This window comes from Bathymodiolus japonicus methanotrophic gill symbiont, from assembly GCF_019721995.1.
In the GTDB taxonomy this organism is placed as follows: domain Bacteria; phylum Pseudomonadota; class Gammaproteobacteria; order Methylococcales; family Methylomonadaceae; genus Methyloprofundus.
In genome coordinates this window covers 1-17,234 of record NZ_BLYC01000057.1, presented here as the reverse complement: position 1 = coordinate 17,234, position 17,234 = coordinate 1, and the positions used below count along the sequence as shown (strand labels likewise).

Annotated in this window: 13 protein-coding genes and 2 pseudogenes; 3 read left to right on the top strand and 12 right to left on the bottom strand. The window is 36.2% G+C overall.

All coding sequences use genetic code 11. The annotated features are described in order from the left end of the window. The 5 genes from K6984_RS27200 to K6984_RS27180 form a co-directional block, all read right to left on the bottom strand. Nucleotides 1-228, bottom strand: a 228-nt coding sequence (locus K6984_RS27200; RefSeq protein ID WP_221898213.1) for a hypothetical protein, incomplete at its 3' end; no start/stop codon positions are given. A gap of 332 nt (nt 229-560) precedes the next feature. Continuing rightward, nucleotides 561-860 (bottom strand): DUF6399 domain-containing protein, encoded by a 300-nt coding sequence (locus K6984_RS36745; RefSeq protein WP_221898212.1) that lies wholly within the window; start codon nt 858-860, stop codon nt 561-563. A gap of 109 nt (nt 861-969) precedes the next feature. After that, nucleotides 970-2,073 carry an AAA family ATPase gene (locus K6984_RS27190; RefSeq protein ID WP_221898211.1) on the bottom strand — a complete coding sequence of 368 codons (1,104 nt, stop codon included), beginning with the start codon at nt 2,071-2,073 and terminating at the stop codon, nt 970-972. A gap of 1 nt (nt 2,074) precedes the next feature. Then, nucleotides 2,075-3,268, bottom strand: coding sequence for a restriction endonuclease subunit S (locus K6984_RS27185; RefSeq protein WP_221898210.1), 1,194 nt, complete (start codon nt 3,266-3,268; stop codon nt 2,075-2,077). 3 nt (nt 3,269-3,271) lie between these two features. Next, on the bottom strand, nt 3,272-4,822 hold the full coding sequence (locus K6984_RS27180) for a type I restriction-modification system subunit M (protein WP_221898209.1): 1,551 nt from the start codon (nt 4,820-4,822) through the stop codon (nt 3,272-3,274). A gap of 2,534 nt (nt 4,823-7,356) precedes the next feature. Between K6984_RS27180 and K6984_RS27175 the strand changes: the two genes are divergently transcribed. After that, complete coding sequence (locus tag K6984_RS27175) at nt 7,357-7,779, top strand: hypothetical protein (RefSeq protein WP_230988309.1); 423 nt, start codon at nt 7,357-7,359, stop codon at nt 7,777-7,779. Nucleotides 7,780-7,881: 102 nt separating this feature from the next. Here the strand turns inward: K6984_RS27175 and K6984_RS27170 are convergent. The 5 genes and pseudogenes from K6984_RS27170 to K6984_RS27150 all read right to left on the bottom strand — a co-directional run. Further along, nucleotides 7,882-8,448 (bottom strand): annotated as a pseudogene (locus tag K6984_RS27170) (IS6 family transposase); the annotation flags it as partial. 126 nt (nt 8,449-8,574) lie between these two features. Then, the gene (locus K6984_RS27165; protein ID WP_147774328.1) at nt 8,575-9,273 is read right to left on the bottom strand and encodes a hypothetical protein; all 699 of its coding nucleotides are present in this window, start codon (nt 9,271-9,273) and stop codon (nt 8,575-8,577) included. Beyond that, nucleotides 9,270-10,286 (bottom strand): AAA family ATPase, encoded by a 1,017-nt coding sequence (locus tag K6984_RS27160; protein ID WP_221898208.1) that lies wholly within the window; start codon nt 10,284-10,286, stop codon nt 9,270-9,272. Before K6984_RS27160 ends, K6984_RS27165 begins: the two co-directional genes overlap by 4 nt. Next, nucleotides 10,276-11,409 (bottom strand): DUF262 domain-containing protein, encoded by a 1,134-nt coding sequence (locus K6984_RS27155; protein WP_221898207.1) that lies wholly within the window; start codon nt 11,407-11,409, stop codon nt 10,276-10,278. Before K6984_RS27155 ends, K6984_RS27160 begins: the two co-directional genes overlap by 11 nt. 492 nt (nt 11,410-11,901) lie before the next feature. Beyond that, nucleotides 11,902-12,117: pseudogene (locus K6984_RS27150) on the bottom strand (DDE-type integrase/transposase/recombinase); the annotation flags it as partial. Nucleotides 12,118-12,297: 180 nt separating this feature from the next. Between K6984_RS27150 and K6984_RS27145 the strand changes: the two are divergent. After that, on the top strand, nt 12,298-12,957 hold the full coding sequence (locus K6984_RS27145; protein ID WP_230988308.1) for a recombinase family protein: 660 nt from the start codon (nt 12,298-12,300) through the stop codon (nt 12,955-12,957). Between the two features lie 1,440 nt (nt 12,958-14,397). Here K6984_RS27145 and K6984_RS27140 read toward each other — a convergent pair. Both K6984_RS27140 and K6984_RS27135 read right to left on the bottom strand, forming a co-directional pair. Beyond that, nucleotides 14,398-15,015 carry a tetratricopeptide repeat protein gene (locus K6984_RS27140; protein WP_221898206.1) on the bottom strand — a complete coding sequence of 206 codons (618 nt, stop codon included), beginning with the start codon at nt 15,013-15,015 and terminating at the stop codon, nt 14,398-14,400. After that, nucleotides 14,987-15,865 carry an SEL1-like repeat protein gene (locus K6984_RS27135; RefSeq protein WP_230988307.1) on the bottom strand — a complete coding sequence of 293 codons (879 nt, stop codon included), beginning with the start codon at nt 15,863-15,865 and terminating at the stop codon, nt 14,987-14,989. Before K6984_RS27135 ends, K6984_RS27140 begins: the two co-directional genes overlap by 29 nt. Nucleotides 15,866-16,448: 583 nt before the next feature. Between K6984_RS27135 and K6984_RS27130 the strand changes: the two genes are divergently transcribed. Beyond that, complete coding sequence (locus tag K6984_RS27130) at nt 16,449-17,234, top strand: primase/helicase family protein (protein WP_221898205.1); 786 nt, start codon at nt 16,449-16,451, stop codon at nt 17,232-17,234.

Sequence of the window (17,234 nt, the reverse complement as noted above, 5' to 3'; positions counted from 1 at the left end):
AAACTGTACTTTATTCAGCGATTGCAACTGCATGCGAACATTCGTCAGCATGTTTTCAGGGTTGTTTAAACTTGGTAGATATTCATAACCTTGGTTTACTAAGTCAGAGATAAACTCCCGTTCTAAATCGGACTCGCTTTGATAGGACTCATTAACCTGCGAACACTTGGTGTATTTATCCAAGATGATAAAATTATTTGATTCAGCAATGGCTTTATAATCGGTCATACCGTTGTTTCAGGTTTTGGAAAGCTCAAGAGTAAATCGCGATAATATTCATATTGCTGTTGGCGCAACTTTTTAAAACTAAGCATATGAACCTTATTTTATTCGAATTGAGACTCATGATAGCAGGTAACGCGGAGAAGTGAACTTTATGCGACAGAACCACTTTTTCTAATGCCGCCATATAAAATCCCCATGGTATTTAACGCAGCCCTGACGCATAAACCTTGCAATATTCATGTTTCTTTATAGCATGTAAAACTTCTTCCTCATAGATCATCTTATTGTGCTCTATATTATTTGCGGATTTCACCAATGATGAGGAAAATCGCCTATTAAATGTGATTTGTACAAACGCAAGGCACACTCCTCCTAAAAGGACTGTTCGACCTCTGAAAATAGGCTTCCCGTCTAAGCCGGGACACCAGTAATTTCAAGGGGTCAAGAACAACCTTAGGTCGGCCATTTCTGGGCAGAGGTAATTCCCCCATCTGGCCTAAAACCCATGAAAACAAACCAGAAAAATCCTGCTCAAAAAAACGTTTAGAAGCGGTTGTTCCATCTTGGCGTTTTAATCCATAATACTGTGTGTCCCGGCTTAGACGGGAAGCCGGCCGTTTGCTAACTTTACTCATGATTTCTATTGGGGGTAGTATTTAGGATAGGAAAGCATTATATAGCAAATATAAAATGGCTTTTTATGCGGGTTTTATTTCATGCGTCAGGGCTGATTTATAGTCCAGTTTATTTAAAACGATACAGCTCATGGATTTTTTTTATTAAAAAACCTAAAACTCGTTTATTGTTTTCCTCAAGGTAAATAACTTCTTCTCCCGAATGTTTAGAGTGACTTGAAATATTAATCAATCTCGTTATATAAGAGTTGTAATCATCTCCAACTGGCTCTAATAATTCACCCCATTGTTGGTATCCAAGAAATGTAGACATTTTTTCTAAAATATTTCGAAGGTAGTTAAAATGGTATTTATGTATTTGGCCTGTATCTATTGCCTTTTCAATTTTGCCCTTAAGATAAAGATGATAAGAAAAAGGGGCGTCATTCGGCTGTGCTTCTAATTCATACTCCCCGTCCTCAAGCTTTTTAAAGATATAATTTTTGTGTTTTATTCTTGCGCACTCGTTATGCAAAACATTATAAAAAAGGGGGTTGTGAGTGGTGATAACGAATCTGATATCAGACTTACTTAACTTTATTGATTCAGCCAAATTTACTGCCAATTCAATTAAGTGGTTTTCATCTAATGAGCTTACTGGGTCATCGATAAAAACATACTTTAATTGATTGAATTTCTCGGTATCGCGATCACCTTCCTCATTGATATTAAGTGTTTCAATAACTTGTTCTAATAAGGCATAGAAGACACTCCAGATAAAATTGCTTTCTTCACCTTTTGATATTTTTATATTGCCATCTTGTTCTTCGTTACCACGCTCAAAAGAAAACGTCACTTCTGAGAAGTCTTGATTGAAATGGGGTGTTAATTTCTCATCGGTGTACTTCTGGAAATTGGCAATTACATTCTGGTCTTGCCCTTGGTCCTCGAAAACCCACTTAGTAAATGAATTGGTGTGAATCTTTAATTTTCTTACCTCATTATTATCCAGGTCGTTATCCCAATAAAATAAATCTTCAGTAAATGCACTGTAGTAAAGGATGTTTTTCTTGGTTAATTCGGATTGTTCTTCATCAGTTATTTCTTCTTCGGCTAATCTTTTAAATTCTCGCGATAATCGAGTCTTACCTGTGCCATTAAAAGCATAAACCAATTCTACTTTTTTATCGGACTCTTTGAGTTGCCGTGCAATATCCGTTAGCGACTTCCCCATGCTATGCTTCACCTTCTACTTTTGGAAATCTTAATAGTAAATCGCGATAATATTCATATTGCTGTTGGCGCAACTTTATTTCACGAGGCAAACCTTCGCTGATCGAGTTCGTTAAGGCATCGAATTTATCTAGGATGGTGACGATCCGGGATTGTTCGGCAAGGGATGGGATGGGGAATCCCATCCTTTTCAATTCTGACATTTGTACACTTGGAAAGCTTGATGTATTTATTGATTGTTTTGCCTTTCCCGCTAGGATAAAAAAGTAATAAAAAACAAATTTAATATCTAACGATTCACAAAAATCACTCTTTACAGTGAGATTTGTGAATTGTTGATTACTCAGATAGTCAACTGTCACAAGGGCATGCTCACCAATTGTGGCTGTCGTCGACATAATGATTGAATTTGCAGGAAATAATTTTCCTTTTATCCCATTTTGATGTGCATGCTGAATTGCATCACTTAAGATATTTCCATTGGTTCTTAAGTCTTCCATTCTAAACCATGGAATATCCCCATCTGTCCAGTATTCAGGTTTATTTTTGCTTGGAGTATAGCCATTCTTTAAAGTAAAAACTTCTGATAACGCCTTCCATTCCACTTGCCCGTCTTCAAAGGTTAAGAGTTGGTCGCGATAGTAGTTGTATTGTTTTTTCCGTGCTGTAAGTTCAGCTGTAAGTTCAGCTGTAAGCGTAGTGAATGTGTCCAAGATGCGAACGATTTCAGTTTGGATGCTTAGGGGAGGGATGGGGATTTTGAACTTATCCGTATCCGGTATCGAAATCTGTGGCATTTGCATTCTACCACCAAGATTCTGAAAATGCGGCTCATTCAATTTCAAGAAGTAATATACATACTTGGTGTTGATACCGTCATCTTTTGAGTAATATGACCACATTTCATTTTTATGAGAAAAGGGGCCTTCATAATATTCAAACTCAATAAAGCCGCGAGATTTAACGATAATTGAGGGTTCTCTGTTTATATTTTTTGCAGGTATATCTTCAAAATCGACAAACGCTATAGTCTTGCCTCCCGCAAAAACCTTTAGAGGGGCACCATCTTTATGTAATTCTTTCATCTGACCAGCGGTGATATTCGTGCCTTTAGTACGAATAAGAACTTCCCCCAGCGCCTTCCATTCAACCTCAACTCCGTCTAGGAGTTTTTCTATAAAACTCACATCCTTCATTCTTTATTCCCCCTCAATATCAGCCACAATGACATCAATATCGGTGCGTAACTGGTCAATCTTGGAAACTGTCGTTTTTAGTTCTGCATTCAGTTGGGTAATATCAATTTTTTCGCGTGTGTCTTCAGCTTCTACATAAGCACTAACCGATAGATTATAGTCATTGTCGGCTATAACATTGTGTTCTACCGATTGAGCGAAATAGTCGGTATTATTTTTATCATCAAACGAATCTACAATTTGCTTGATATGTTCTTTGGTGAGCGTATTAGTATTGGTTTCTTTTTTAAACAATCCACTGGCATCAATAAACTGGGTTGTATTCTCAGTTTTATGTTTGGAAAGCACTAAGATGTTAACCGCAATTGTGGTGCCAAAGAATAGGTTGGGAGCTAAAGAAATAACAGTTTCTACATAGTTGTTATCGACTAGATATTTACGGATCTTTTGCTCAGCTCCACCACGATAGAAAAGACCCGGAAAGCAAACAATCGCTGCACGCCCTTTGCTGGATAAATAATTCAAGGAATGCAATACAAAAGCAAAATCAGCTTTGGATTTCGGAGCTAATACACCCGCAGGCGCAAAGCGTTCATTGTTAATCAGGGTGGGGTCTTCGCTACCAATCCATTTTACTGAGTAGGGAGGGTTAGAGACAATGGCATCAAAGGGCTTATCATCACGAAATTGCGGCTCAGTTAGAGTGTCACCCAACATCATATTAAACTTGTCGTAGTTAATGTTGTGCAAGAACATATTCATACGCGCTAGGTTGTAGGTGGTGTGGTTTATTTCTTGACCAAAAAAACCGTCTTCAATAATATGCGCATCAAAGTGTTTTTTTGCTTGTAATAATAAGGATCCAGAACCTGCTGCGGGATCATAAATTTTATTGACCGTTGTTTGCTTGTGCATCGCCAGTTGAGCAATCAACTTGGCCACGCATTGTGGCGTGAAAAATTCACCCCCTGATTTACCTGCATTAGCGGCATAGTTAGAAATTAAAAATTCGTAGGCATCGCCAAATAAATCTATTTGGTTGTCTTGGAACTTACCAAACCCTAGCCCTTTAACACCATTCAGTACGGCAGCTAAGCGACTGTTCTTATCTGCAACAGTATTATTGCCTAAACGATTACTGGTTGTATCAAAATCAGCAAACAAGCCTTTGATGTCAGGTTCAGAAGGGTAGCCATTGGCTGAATTTTCAATAGCGGAAAATATCGAGGCTAAATCGGTGTTTAGGTTATCGTTAGTATTGGCATTATCTGCTATGTTGGCAAAAAGTTGACTGGGGTAGATGAAATACCCTTTGGTTTTAATAGCATCGTCTTTGATTGCTTCAATGCGTGTATCATCATCGGAAAAATCGTCGTAATGAACATTACCATCACCAGCTTCAATGTAACTGGAAAAGTTTTCACTTATAAACCGATAGAACAAAGCACCTAATACGTACTGCTTAAAATCCCAGCCATCGACTGAACCACGAACCTCATTCGCAATTTTCCAAATTTGACTTTGTAGTTCGCCACGTTGTTGTGTACTTGTCATGGTGATATACCTGTTTTAATTATGTTTCAAAGCTCGACTTAAAAATATGACACAGATAAGACAAAAGAGATTTTTTTAAAAAAATAGCTATAAATTACAGCTAAACTTGCTATGTCTTGGTTGTATGGGTTAAAGTTATTGGCAATAGAATCTGATATTTCCTATTTCAGATTTAGAAACAAGCCCAGAACTTTTAAATTTTAGGGCTTAAAGGCAAAAAAAAACCCAAGAACTTTTAAGTACTTGGGTTTCTTGCCTTTAATAAAGGTTGTGTATGAGTGGTAGAAACACTCACCACAGCTTGAAAGTAAGAAACAGACTCTTGCTATCAAACGAATGTTAATTATATCTTAATTAACTTCTCATTTGTTAAGCATTTTCGGTTTTTCTTCTTACCTTTCAAGCTCAGCCCCTATTTTGGAATCAAGATGGTTTGGAATAGGTCAGGACAGTGTTGCCAATCAAGGACTTTGCTAAGGCAACCCATAAGGCATTTTTTGTATAAAGTAGAAGTCTCAGACTTAATCCGTCTTGTCTGCGGGATTTGAATTTTATAATGCAAAAAGTGGCGCGTTTGGAGCAGGGGCAGATATAAATATCTGGTAACGCGCGGGCGTGGCGGAAGTGAAAGGGGTTTAAAAACTCGAGTAACTCGATCCCAAGATACACTGAAACTCAAGCCTATATTATCTGTTTTTTTTAAGCAGTTGTGGGAGGGGAGGGCTGTGAAAGGGATTTGTCGGGCACGCCCTTGCGGTTAATACGGCTACCCGATCAAGGTCTTTAGTCTTTTAAATCTACAATTAATTATTATTGATGCGCGGCGCGCGGTTTAAGAGAATTCATATCGCTGGGATTGACAGTGATTGTGGAGAATGTGTTGGTTAGTGTTGGTAAGGGGTGGATAACATCTTTTCGTTATCCATGCTTTATCAATACGCCCGTAGGGAACCAATACATTCTCCACATGAACGGTACACCGCAGAATTTGTGGAATGCGGTCTGTGGGACTTCATATCATTCTGCCCACTCTCGCAAACACAACAGGTTGGCGAGAAAGATGGTTCTGTCGCAAAAGAACAAATGTTTGTGTAAAAATCAACTGTAATCTGCAAACTCTTTGCCATTCGTTGTTATCTAGCCACGTAAGGAGCATTGTGGGGCGATACATGCCTCAGGGGTTATTAGGGTATATTTTTATGATAAAAACGCCTGTATGCGCCGCTAGGTTTGTTTTTCCTAACCACGCCCTTTTGATTCTGAATCGGGAATTAACTACCACGCTTTATAAAAAAGACCATTAGCCAGCACCGCCTTGAGTGGACAAGGACTTGATGCTGACGTTATCAAACGTAGCTGTACAGGGGGATATTTTACTATCCATCGCAGACAGCCATGGATTTGTCGGAATCTGATCGACTAGCTTTTAATACTCTCTAGCCTTTTTATCGAAAAAGAAAAAATAACGGCAATGAGTGCAAAGAATTCGAGGATAATTATCGTTATTTTAGGAATAAAACGAAAGGAAAAAAATCAATTACCGCCCAATAAATCAGTTTAACTAATTGTATTTATTAGTTAATTTATGATTTTGTTTTAGGTTAATGACACGGATACTGAAAGGCACTGTTTATAAAAAACAACGCTACCTATTCCATTATTAGCCAATAAAGGTAGTATTTAAGGCATAAAAAAACCTCCACACACATTGTATGTAGAGGTTTTTAAAAGGTTGTAATAAGTGATAGAAACACTTATTACGGCTTGAAAGTAAGAAACAGACTCTTGCAATCAAACGAACGTTAATTATATCTTAATTATCTTCTCATTTGTAAGCAATTCTGGTTTTTCTTCTCTTCTTTCAAGCCCAGCCCCTATTTTGGATTAGATGATATTGGAATAGGTCAGGACAGAGCTACCGATCAAGGGTATGTAGAGGTAGTCAGTAAGATCATATTTGTATAAAGTAGAAGTCGCGGGTTTATACCGTCTCACCTGCGGGAATTGAATTTTATAGTGCAAATATGCTGCGTAGCTGTACAGGGGGATATATTTATATATATTCTATAGCGCAGGGGCAGGGCGGAGGTAAAAGGGGCTTAAAAACTCGATTATTCTGTTTATTCTCCCTCGAAATAGCTAAAAAAATCATTAGCATTTTGAGTGGGAAAGATAAACAGGTAAAACCTTACTCATCTATGTGGTCTAATGGGTGACTCTTGTCCACACTGGCTCTTCGCGTCTGGGCTTCTTTTCTTATCTTTTATTCTTACCAATTATCATTGCTTATTATTGATGCGCGGAGCGCGGTTTAAGAGAAACCATATTGCTGTGATTGATAGTGATTGTGGGGAATGTGTTGGCTAGTGTTGGTAAGGGGTGGATAACGTCTTTTTGTTATCCATGCTTTATCAATACGTCCCGTAGGGAGCCAATAGATTCTCCACATGAACGGTATATAGAAAAATTTGCAAAATGCGACCTGTGACTATATATTTGTAAGGATGGTTAAAAAAAAATTAATAGCGCATATATTGACCCTTTCAAATAAACAAGAGTTCAGTGAAGCTAAAAAAGAATGGGTATTGGTTGGTTTTAAACTCAAGAATGATTTTGATAAGTGCCCTTGCGGTAAACGTATTAAAGAGCTTTGTTACATCAAAAATAAAGAAACTGACAAGAAAACGTATGTTGGGAATGTCTGTGTGAATATTTTTATTGGAATTGAAACAGGTAATTTATTTGATGGATTGAAGCGTATCAATAAGGACATCTTAGCAAATGCAAATGAGGATCTTATTGAACACGCATATAAATGTGGTTATCTTTATAGTAAGAAGGAATATGATTTTTTAATGGAAATTCGTTTGAAAAAAAAATTGTCGCGAAAACAAATAGATTGGAAAGTTAAAATTAACAGAAGGATCATAAATGAAACAGTCGTCCAGAGGCATTAATTAAGGGAGTCTTCCATTAATTGTGTTGCTAACAAAATACCTTTATCGGGGTTCTGTCGCAATAATCATTAAAAGCGCAGACTGCCTGGTCTTCAGGCATAACTATCCTGCTAAAGCCATAAACTGCTTATAAGCAGGAATATTTTCCTCAAACAATTGTCCCTTTCGGATCATATGTGCTGTTTCAATTCCATCAATTGTTGCTTGGGCGGAGTGAAACGCTTTAAAGCCCATCATCGGTTTTGTTATTTTTTTGATAAATCGATGATCCTGTTCGATGATGTTATTCAAATATTTAACCTGTAATATGTCGATCATAGTGGCAAACCCAGCAAGGATTAACAAGAGGTTAATATTGGCTAATCCTGCATAGTTAGCGCCACTTTTATCCATAACGACCTTATCAGGAAAGCCATTATTGTTAATCGTTTGTTTGAAAAATGCGGTTGCAGCCTCTTCATCACGGCGCTCAGAAAGCATAAAATCAAGCGTATCACCGTGACTATCAACAGCTCGGTATAAATAGGTCCACTGACCCTTCACTTTGATATACGTTTCATCCATGCGCCACGATTTATTGGTTTCTCGTTTCTGATATTTAGCTTTTACAGCAATGGCAGGAGAATAACGGATAACCCAACGATTGAGCGTAGCATGATCCACTTCAACGCATATGATCTACCTTTTATTGAAATTGAGAATTATGATAGCAGATAACGTTGGGAAGGGGGATTTATGCGACAGAACCCTCGCCTGTCCAAGATACCTTGTGGGTGTTGATATGGCCTGCTTTATTTAGCTCTTATATCTGATTACACAGGTTAAATCTTTATTTGTTGAAAATAAATTATCAAAACCACTACTTAAAATAATTTCTATTTTATTATCGATCAATAAATAACGATCATGTGCATTTATAAATGTCTTTTTTTTATCGCATTTTATAGTCCAGGTTCGGTTTATTTTTTTGATTTCAGAAGTTTTGTTTGTTAAATGGTCATCATGTAATAAAGTTATATTTTTATGAGGGATGACTTTTTGAAAAAGATTCTTAGTATTATTCCACCTATCACAAAAGTAACGATCAAAAATTAAAATAAATTTTGCATCTAAGCATAAGGCTGTGATTAACTGAATCGCTTTATCTCTATTTTCACCAATACCAAAGGTTAAAGTGAAATTTTTCTCAACCTTATCTTGATCAATATTAACGTAAGGATAGTCATATTTCTCAGTGTTTAAAATAAGTTTATAGCGTGTTTTCGTGACAAGATCTTCCAAAGATTGAGCGATATATCCTTGAGATGCTAGTAGCTGCAATAACGCAGTGTCTTCATTGCCAATACGTTTTAATTGGTTAACACAGGTTAAATGAGGGACGTGATAATAATTCAGAAATTTTTCAACAAGATTGGGATTATTAACCTTCCCATTTTTAAAGTTTAAAAATAACTGCAATAAATCATCACTTAAGACTAGGGAGTAATCACTCATCCTATTTCCAATAGCTCTTGCAAGGTAGAATCAAAAAAACCTGACGGAAACATTACGTTCTTACCATTACTATCTATAAATTTTCCTAATGGGTTAATCTTTAACTCAATAAAATTCTCTTTTATAGAAGGTTTATAATAAATAATGGCAGCTTTTGCAGCTAATGATTCTTTATAAATTTTATACTTCACTTTATTAATTAAATGTTCGCTGTGAGTTTCAACAATTACTTGTATGTTTCCATTGGCAAGCCAAGCTAAGAATTCACCCAGTCTAGATTGAGCTTTTGGGTGTAAATGAATTTCTGGATTCTCAATTAATAATAAATCGTTTTGTTTGCACATTAAAGAAACCACTAATACTTTTACCAAATAGCTATTACCTGCTCCTAAATTAAAAGGATTTATATCATTAATCCCTTCGCTGTTGAATGTAACTTTAACATTACTTGAGGTTATTTTTTCAGTTTGAAATGAAATTTTTAAATCAAGAATGTAAGCTAGCCATTCGTTAACTTGTGCTTTTAAGGTAAGCCCTGCTTGTTTAAATTTAACTAATACCTCATCAAGTGGTTTATCTTTATTTGATTCAAAATACCCAAAAACATATTCACCATTACGTCCAACTTTCTGTCTTAAATTTAAACTCGCTAACTCTTCTTGTCCAATACGATTAGCGGATAAGTAATAAATATTTTCTTCATAATTTAAGTGAAATGGCTTTGTATTCAAAGTTTCATTGTTCATAGATAAAACAGAATCATCTATTACAATACTTAATGATTTAGCATTTTTATATTTATTACGAATTTCTCTAAAATTAGAAAAATTAGCGACTAATTCGTTTAAAGTTTCATTTTGTGGTGATGAAGAAAAACTACTAAACAATAAAATAGCCTGAATAACGGTTGATTTACCTGTTGAGTTGAGACCTGTTAATATTGTTAATGGCTTTAAATTGAAGACCTGCTTATCAATACATTTGAAATTTTCAATTTCTAATTTAGAAAGCATTTTTTAACCTCATTCGTATTGTATTTACTTTATTAAATCGGTATTCAACTCCTTTATTTGAATCAATTAACCCTTTGAAATTGTTACTTTCATCCATTGACTTTTTTAGAACCTCAATCTCTTTTTTTAATATAATCCTATTGGTATTATCTGGTAAAGGAACGCTTAACATATAGCTTAAACACTCAAATAACCCCATATTGATAGGACGTTTTTTACTATGATTTTCATTGCTAAAACGAAAGCCATCTTTTCCTAATATTTCATAGCAATTTTTCATTGATCTCTCAAAAACTTCAGTGAGTTGGTTAATCTTTTCGTCACTAAATGCATTAATCTCTTTCATTACATCTGCTAAAAATTCATCCACATCACTTTTATAGCTTATATCACCTAATTGCTCGGTTCGTAACAAATAAAATCCTAAAAAACGTAATGTAATATATTTATCCTTCATACGCTCAGGTGAAACTGTTTTCCCCGTAGCCTTTAAAAAACATTCGGTTTCAACTAATTTATTTAAAAGATATGTTGCTTTGCCAAGATATAACGCATTACGCATTTCTTGGTTATTTAATTGTGTGCCACCACGATTAACACGGTCAAAAATATCGAATTTAACCCTTTCAGGAGTCGGATGTTGTACGGTGTATGCTAAGAATTGATAATCTTCTATTTTTGCTTGAAATTGAGAACTTAAATTTGAGAAAACCTTGTCATTTTCTTTTTTTAATCTGTTCAAATCTTTTAACTTAAAAATACCATTCAAAAAATCAAAAATACAACTTAACCTTTGTCGCCCATCAACTACTTGTTTTAAGCCCTGTTCATTTTCAAATAAATAAATAATTGGAATAGGAATACCCATTAAAATAGATTCAATTAATTCTGATTTTTGTTTAATATTCCATACAGATTGTCGTTGAAAATCAGGATTCATTACGAGTGTGTTACTTACTTCATAACGACGTTTCAACTCAAAAACACTAAACTGTTCCTTTGTCATTTTAACTAAAATATCAGGATAATCATCATAGGTATGATTATTTAAAGATTTTTCGGTTTCATTGACTAACTCAATGTCAGTTTTTTCTGGTTGATTAATTAAATTATTCATCGACATTAATCTCTGCTTCTTTAATAGTGATTTCACCTGATAGTAATTTTGGCAGCAAAGTGTCTCGAAGTTGAACTAGATTTTTATTTCCATAGGAACAACAATAACTATTTTTCTAAAAAAATAGTTATTTGAAAGTTGCCGATTGCTGTGCTTTGGTTTTGATATAACCAAGTTTTTCTGTCATCGCTCATAATTATTATGCCTGTAATGCCTACAGGGCGCATTTTTCAAATTTTTCGGTTCTGTCGCAAAGGTTATCAAAAAAGCGCAGAAAGCTATAGTGGTCACCTGGGTCAAGACAAAAACTCACTGAGTTTAAGTTGTACATTCAATTTTACTTGCAACTGAACAGCTTTGCCCCTGTTTTATCTTTGTTTCCGTTGTTTCGGCTTTTGTGGCGGCAGTATCCCCCGCTGAAAAAATTCAGAATCTCTGTTTTTTTGGTTCTGTCGCAATAATCATTAAAAGCGCAGACTGCCTGGTCTTCAGGCATAACTATCCTGCTAAAGCCATAAACTGCTTATAAGCAGGAATATTTTCCTCAAACAATTGTCCCTTTCGGATCATATGTGCTGTTTCAATTCCATCAATTGTTGCTTGGGCGGAGTGAAACGCTTTAAAGCCCATCATCGGTTTTGTTATTTTTTTAATAAATCGATGATCCTGTTCGATGAGGTTAAAAGTATTGTTGTGCTGTATACTTTTAAAAGTAATTTCATTTTTGTCCTTATAGTTTGAAAGGTGAGTGGTTTAATCCGTAATCAATTGAGTTAATTCCTTTATCTAGTATAACCTATAGCTTTCTTAACCATGAATTCACCTTTTTATTACCATCATACAAACTATATACGAACGTTTATAATATGTATAACTAAATAAAAAGGTGTGCTTATGATTAAGAAAGCAATCGGTTACGTAAGAGTATCAACCTCTGAACAAGGAAGAAGTGGGTTAGGGCTAAAGGTTCAAGAATCGGATATAAAGGAATTCTGTAAAAATGAGGGTATTGAGTTAATCAAGATATTATCCGAAGTGGAAAGCGGAAAAGGGTTTGATGCTTTAGAGAAACGCCCTGTATTATCTCAAGCATTAAATTGCGCTAAAAAAGAATCAGCTTATATCATTGTGAATAAGTTAGACAGACTAGGTCGCGATGTTGCTTTTATATCATCGCTAATGGCAAATAAAATCCCATTTATTGCAGCACAACTTGGAAGAGACGCAGACCCCTTTATGCTCCACCTATACGCGGCTCTATCCGAAAAGGAACGGGAGTTGATTAGCACTAGAACAAAGGCGGCTCTACAAATATTAAAGGCGCGAGGGGTTCAACTAGGTAATCAAACAAATTTAAATGAAGCACGGCTAAAGAGCAATGCAATAAACAAGAAGCTAGCCAGTGACTTCGCTAGAACCGTAAGCGACATTATCGAGGGGTATCGGATTAAAGGTTTATCAATGGGGAATGTGGCTAATGAATTAAATAAACTAGGCGTAAAAACGAGGCGCGGGGGGGCAATGGCACGCATCAACAGTGAAGAATATTATTGACCGAGAGAAAACCGTATAAATTTAGGCCTGTCTAATTATATTTTTAAAAGGCTCTGAATAATTCGGAGCACTGTGTCCATGTGACATAAATATCCATCCTATGGTGCACTGGTGACTTGAAATGAAAAACCCTACAGGGATGTAAGTCTTATTGAGAAGACGGCAGTGAGTGTCGTCGTTGGTGCGTTATCGTGAGATATTTGTTGCTAGTGTTTTGAATTGCAATACTATGATTTTTTGAGCGTAAATAAAGACTAATCGCAGTCTAAGTCTAATTTCACTGTGTTGCTTAATTGACCCTTTTATACGTTGTTACTTTAAGATTTCGCGATCAAAAACTTGGAAACTGGCGTTTATAGTTAACCGTCATAGTTAATATTCCTATTTTTGTTTTTCACTGTCCCATATAAGTTAAGTTTAGCCAGCTTGTGTCGTACCAATCTTGTATTTTCGACCTATCACCAAGTCGACACGGGGGTTTGTGTTTTTGTTTAGTGAATGCGTGGGGAGATATCAGGTCAAAAAATGGGAAAAAAATAAAAATAGAATGGATTATAAACGGCCGTTATTGGCGAAATATAATACTTATAATGAGGTAGGATATGTTTCTTTTTGCTTAAAACAAAACATATACCTTATTAATTGAGAGGTTATAAATCCTAATTGATAAAACATTTTTTGTAATTAGAATGCGGGTCAAACTGTTGTTTTTTTTGTGTTGGTTTGTAGGCGTAAAAAAGGGATAAAAAGTATTGTTTAGAGATTTCTGAGGTATGGCTAGAGAGGTAGTCCGGGTGTGCTTGTATGGAGTATGAGATAATGAAAAAAATGCCCCTTGATGCTTTCAGTTCAAAGGGCATTCTTGCACCATGCGCAAAGGGTTCAGACCTTTCACATGGACTTTGAAATATCATTTCATCATTGGTAAAACAAAAAGACAATACCAGTCCTTTTGAGTAATTATCTTATCACGGGCCAGGTTATATTAAAACGTTTTACCATGATGAAACCGTTACAAACGGTAAGTCATTATGGAAATATCAATAAAAAATAAAGCTCAAAATATTAACCAGTCATCACTCGCTATTCCAGCTATTGCAGAAACCCCTCCAGCCGCTCCTCTATCGGTCAATATTCTAGATAAGGCAGTCCTGTACTAAAAAAGAGCTGAAGAAACAACCACGCCGCGCCAATTCGTCGAAAGACCAATGCGTCCTTACGGTGTATTATTTTATGTCTTATACTCGATGTTCAAGTTTTTTAACTGATTGATTTTATTGATAATTTTACTGACAAAGAAAGCATCAACATCATTGTAAATCAATCACTTATAAAACAAAGCCGGAAAAATTTACTTTTCTTAGCCCAGTTATAGCTGAAAACTTGAACATCGAGTTATATGTTATGAGGCGTAAGTTGTGAGGAAGATTAAAAAAGTTGTTATTTATGGCTTTTAATCCACTCTCGAGATAATTCTTGTGCCTCATTTATTTGCTCTGCTGTTAGTTTTTTTTTCATAAGCTCCCTAAGTTTAATTGCTCCTTTACTACCATTGTATGATGAAACATTAGCGTACATATATGCTTGCCTATAATCTTTAATAACACCGAGGCCATTCGAATACATTACCCCTAGATTGTGTTGTGCAGATGAATCCCCTTGCTCTGCTGACTTTGTAAACCACTTGACTGCCTGTTTGTAATCTTTAATAACGCCTTCGCCTTCGGCATACATTACCCCTAGATTGAATTGTGCAGATGAATACCCTTGCTCTGCTGACTTGGCATACCACTTGACTGCCTGTTTGTAATCTTTAATAACGCCTTCGCCTTCGGCATACATTACCCCTAGATTGAATTGTGCAGATGAATACCCTTGCTCTGCTGACTTGGCATACCACTTGACTGCCTGTTTGTAATCTTTAATAACACCGCGGCCATTCGCATACATTACCCCTAGATTGGATTGTGCCTGAGCAACCCCTTGCTCTGCTGACTTGGCATACCACTTGACTGCCTGTTTGTAATCTTTAATAACACCGCGGCCATTCGCATACATTAACCCCTAGATTGTATTGTGCAGATGAATCCCCTTGCTCTGCTGACTTTGTAAACCACTTGACTGCCTGTTTGTAATCTTTTATAACACCGCGGCCTTCGTGATACATACTCCCTAGATTGGATTGTGCCTGAGCAACCCCTTGCTCTGCTGACTTGGCATACCACTTGGCTGCCTGTTTGTAATCTTTAATAACACCGCGGCCTTCGTGATACATACTCCCTAGATTGGATTGTGCCTGAGCAACCCCTTGCTCTGCTGACTTGGCATACCACTTGGCTGCCTGTTTGTAATCTTTTATAACGCCTTCGCCTTCGGCATACATTACCCCTAGATTGAATTGTGCAGATGAATACCCTTGCTCTGCTGACTTGGCATACCACTTGACTGCCTGTTTGTAATCTTTAATAACGCCTTCGCCTTCGGCATACATTACCCCTAGATTGAATTGTGCAGATGAATACCCTTGCTCTGCTGACTTGGCATACCACTTGACTGCCTGTTTGTAATCTTTTATAACACCGCGGCCATTCGCATACATTACCCCTAGATTGGATTGTGCCTGAGCAACCCCTTGCTCTGCTGACTTGGCATACCACTTGACTGCCTGTTTGTAATCTTTAATAACACCGCGGCCTTCGTAATACATTACCCCTAGATTGTATTGTGCAGATGAATCCCCTTGCTCTGCTGACTTTGTAAACCACTTGACTGCCTGTTTGTAATCTTTAATAACACCGCGGCCTTCGTAATACATTATCCCTAGATTGTATTGTGATGCAGCACTCCCTTCTTCCGCTTTTATCCTGAGGTCAGTTATGAAATCAGGATCTTGTGGTTTAGCTCCCATCTTATCCGTTGTCTTTGTGTTGTTTGCTGAGACTGAGGTGTAACTCGTTAAAACCAATGGTAAGGATGCGATGAATAGAACAAGTAATATTAGTTTGTATTTTTTCATAATTAAATATGGGAATATCATGCAAATCCATGGTTAGCAAGAGCGCAAAAACAAACTTATTTCGTTAGAGTTAAGTTTTATTATTTATCAAGCTATTGATAACTAACGGATATATATGTTGTGAAATTAAAATAACGACTGATATGTTAATTGTGTTAAATCATGTTGACTTACGATGGTATCATGTGAGTAATATTGATTGGTTACAATTAAATCAACTATTTTAAATGCAAAAAAAACACCGATTTAAATTAATAAATCGATGTTTTTTTTAATCTTTTTAATTCTACATACCTTTAACTGATGCTTGGCGGTTTCTCTTAAAGATACATTTTAAACAAACAGGACAATTAGTAGAACTAATTAGCCATTAACTTCTAATTAAGTGATAAATAAATCAATTAGAAGTTAAATTCTATCTTGTATAGACCTTTATGGATAGATTAGGACTAAAAATTGTTTTGTCAGGAATAACATGGCAAACTTCAAAAACAAATCAAACCTACGTTTATCACCAAGTAAGCAAAACATCCACAGTCTTTATAATGCTTATGATGACATCAATAAACACCGCAATGCCTGCCTTGATTCACTGCTTAATTACGGGCTAGTTCTTGATATCGTCATTCTTGACGGTAAGTTCAGGAATGCACCAATACTAGGCCGTACCCCAAAGAAAAAATCAGGGTGGTATGTTGGTCAGGAAATCACAATATCAAACAATCAAACCATCATATTAGCTACCTATGGCGATTTTCGAGAGGGAGTTAATCATACCTTCAACAGCTATTCAAAAAACACCGGGCTAACAAAATATGATAAAGAAAAATACCAACAAGCCTTAACGGCTAATCAAAAGCTCGTCGATGCAGAAAAAGCCAAAATGCACGCTAATGCAGCTATCGCCGCTAAAGATGAGTTTAATAAACTATCTAATACAGGTAATAGTGATTATTTGGTGAATAAGCAAGTAGAGGGGATTGGCGTTAAGTATGGCCGTAGATTCATCGCAGTACCTATTCACGGTATAGATAACGATCTTCGCGGCATTCAAAAGATTTTCAACGATGGCAGCAAACGCTTTACAACTGGAGCTAAAATAAAAGGTGGCTTTCATCTAATTAATGCCTCTGGACGACTGTTTCATTATGATCCTTCTGTTAATTTTAACTTTCCAATCTATTTGTTTTCGCGACCCAGCAGTTTTTCTATAAAACTCACATCATTCATTCTTTATTCCCCTCAATCTCCGCCACAATGA

Bases quoted from the DNA above. Each gene is read 5' to 3' on its own strand.
- K6984_RS36745 (WP_221898212.1), bottom strand. From the start codon at position 860: ATGAGTAAAGTTAGCAAACGGCCGGCTTCCCGTCTAAGCCGGGACACA.
- K6984_RS27190 (WP_221898211.1), bottom strand. From the start codon at position 2,073: ATGGGGAAGTCGCTAACGGATATTGCACGGCAACTCAAAGAGTCCGAT.
- K6984_RS27185 (WP_221898210.1), bottom strand. From the start codon at position 3,268: ATGAAGGATGTGAGTTTTATAGAAAAACTCCTAGACGGAGTTGAGGTT.
- K6984_RS27180 (WP_221898209.1), bottom strand. From the start codon at position 4,822: ATGACAAGTACACAACAACGTGGCGAACTACAAAGTCAAATTTGGAAA.
- K6984_RS27165 (WP_147774328.1), bottom strand. From the start codon at position 9,273: ATGAGTGATTACTCCCTAGTCTTAAGTGATGATTTATTGCAGTTATTT.
- K6984_RS27160 (WP_221898208.1), bottom strand. From the start codon at position 10,286: ATGCTTTCTAAATTAGAAATTGAAAATTTCAAATGTATTGATAAGCAG.
- K6984_RS27155 (WP_221898207.1), bottom strand. From the start codon at position 11,409: ATGTCGATGAATAATTTAATTAATCAACCAGAAAAAACTGACATTGAG.
- K6984_RS27145 (WP_230988308.1), top strand. From the start codon at position 12,298: ATGATTAAGAAAGCAATCGGTTACGTAAGAGTATCAACCTCTGAACAA.
- K6984_RS27140 (WP_221898206.1), bottom strand. From the start codon at position 15,015: ATGTATGCGAATGGCCGCGGTGTTATTAAAGATTACAAACAGGCAGTC.
- K6984_RS27135 (WP_230988307.1), bottom strand. From the start codon at position 15,865: ATGGGAGCTAAACCACAAGATCCTGATTTCATAACTGACCTCAGGATA.
- K6984_RS27130 (WP_221898205.1), top strand. From the start codon at position 16,449: ATGGCAAACTTCAAAAACAAATCAAACCTACGTTTATCACCAAGTAAG.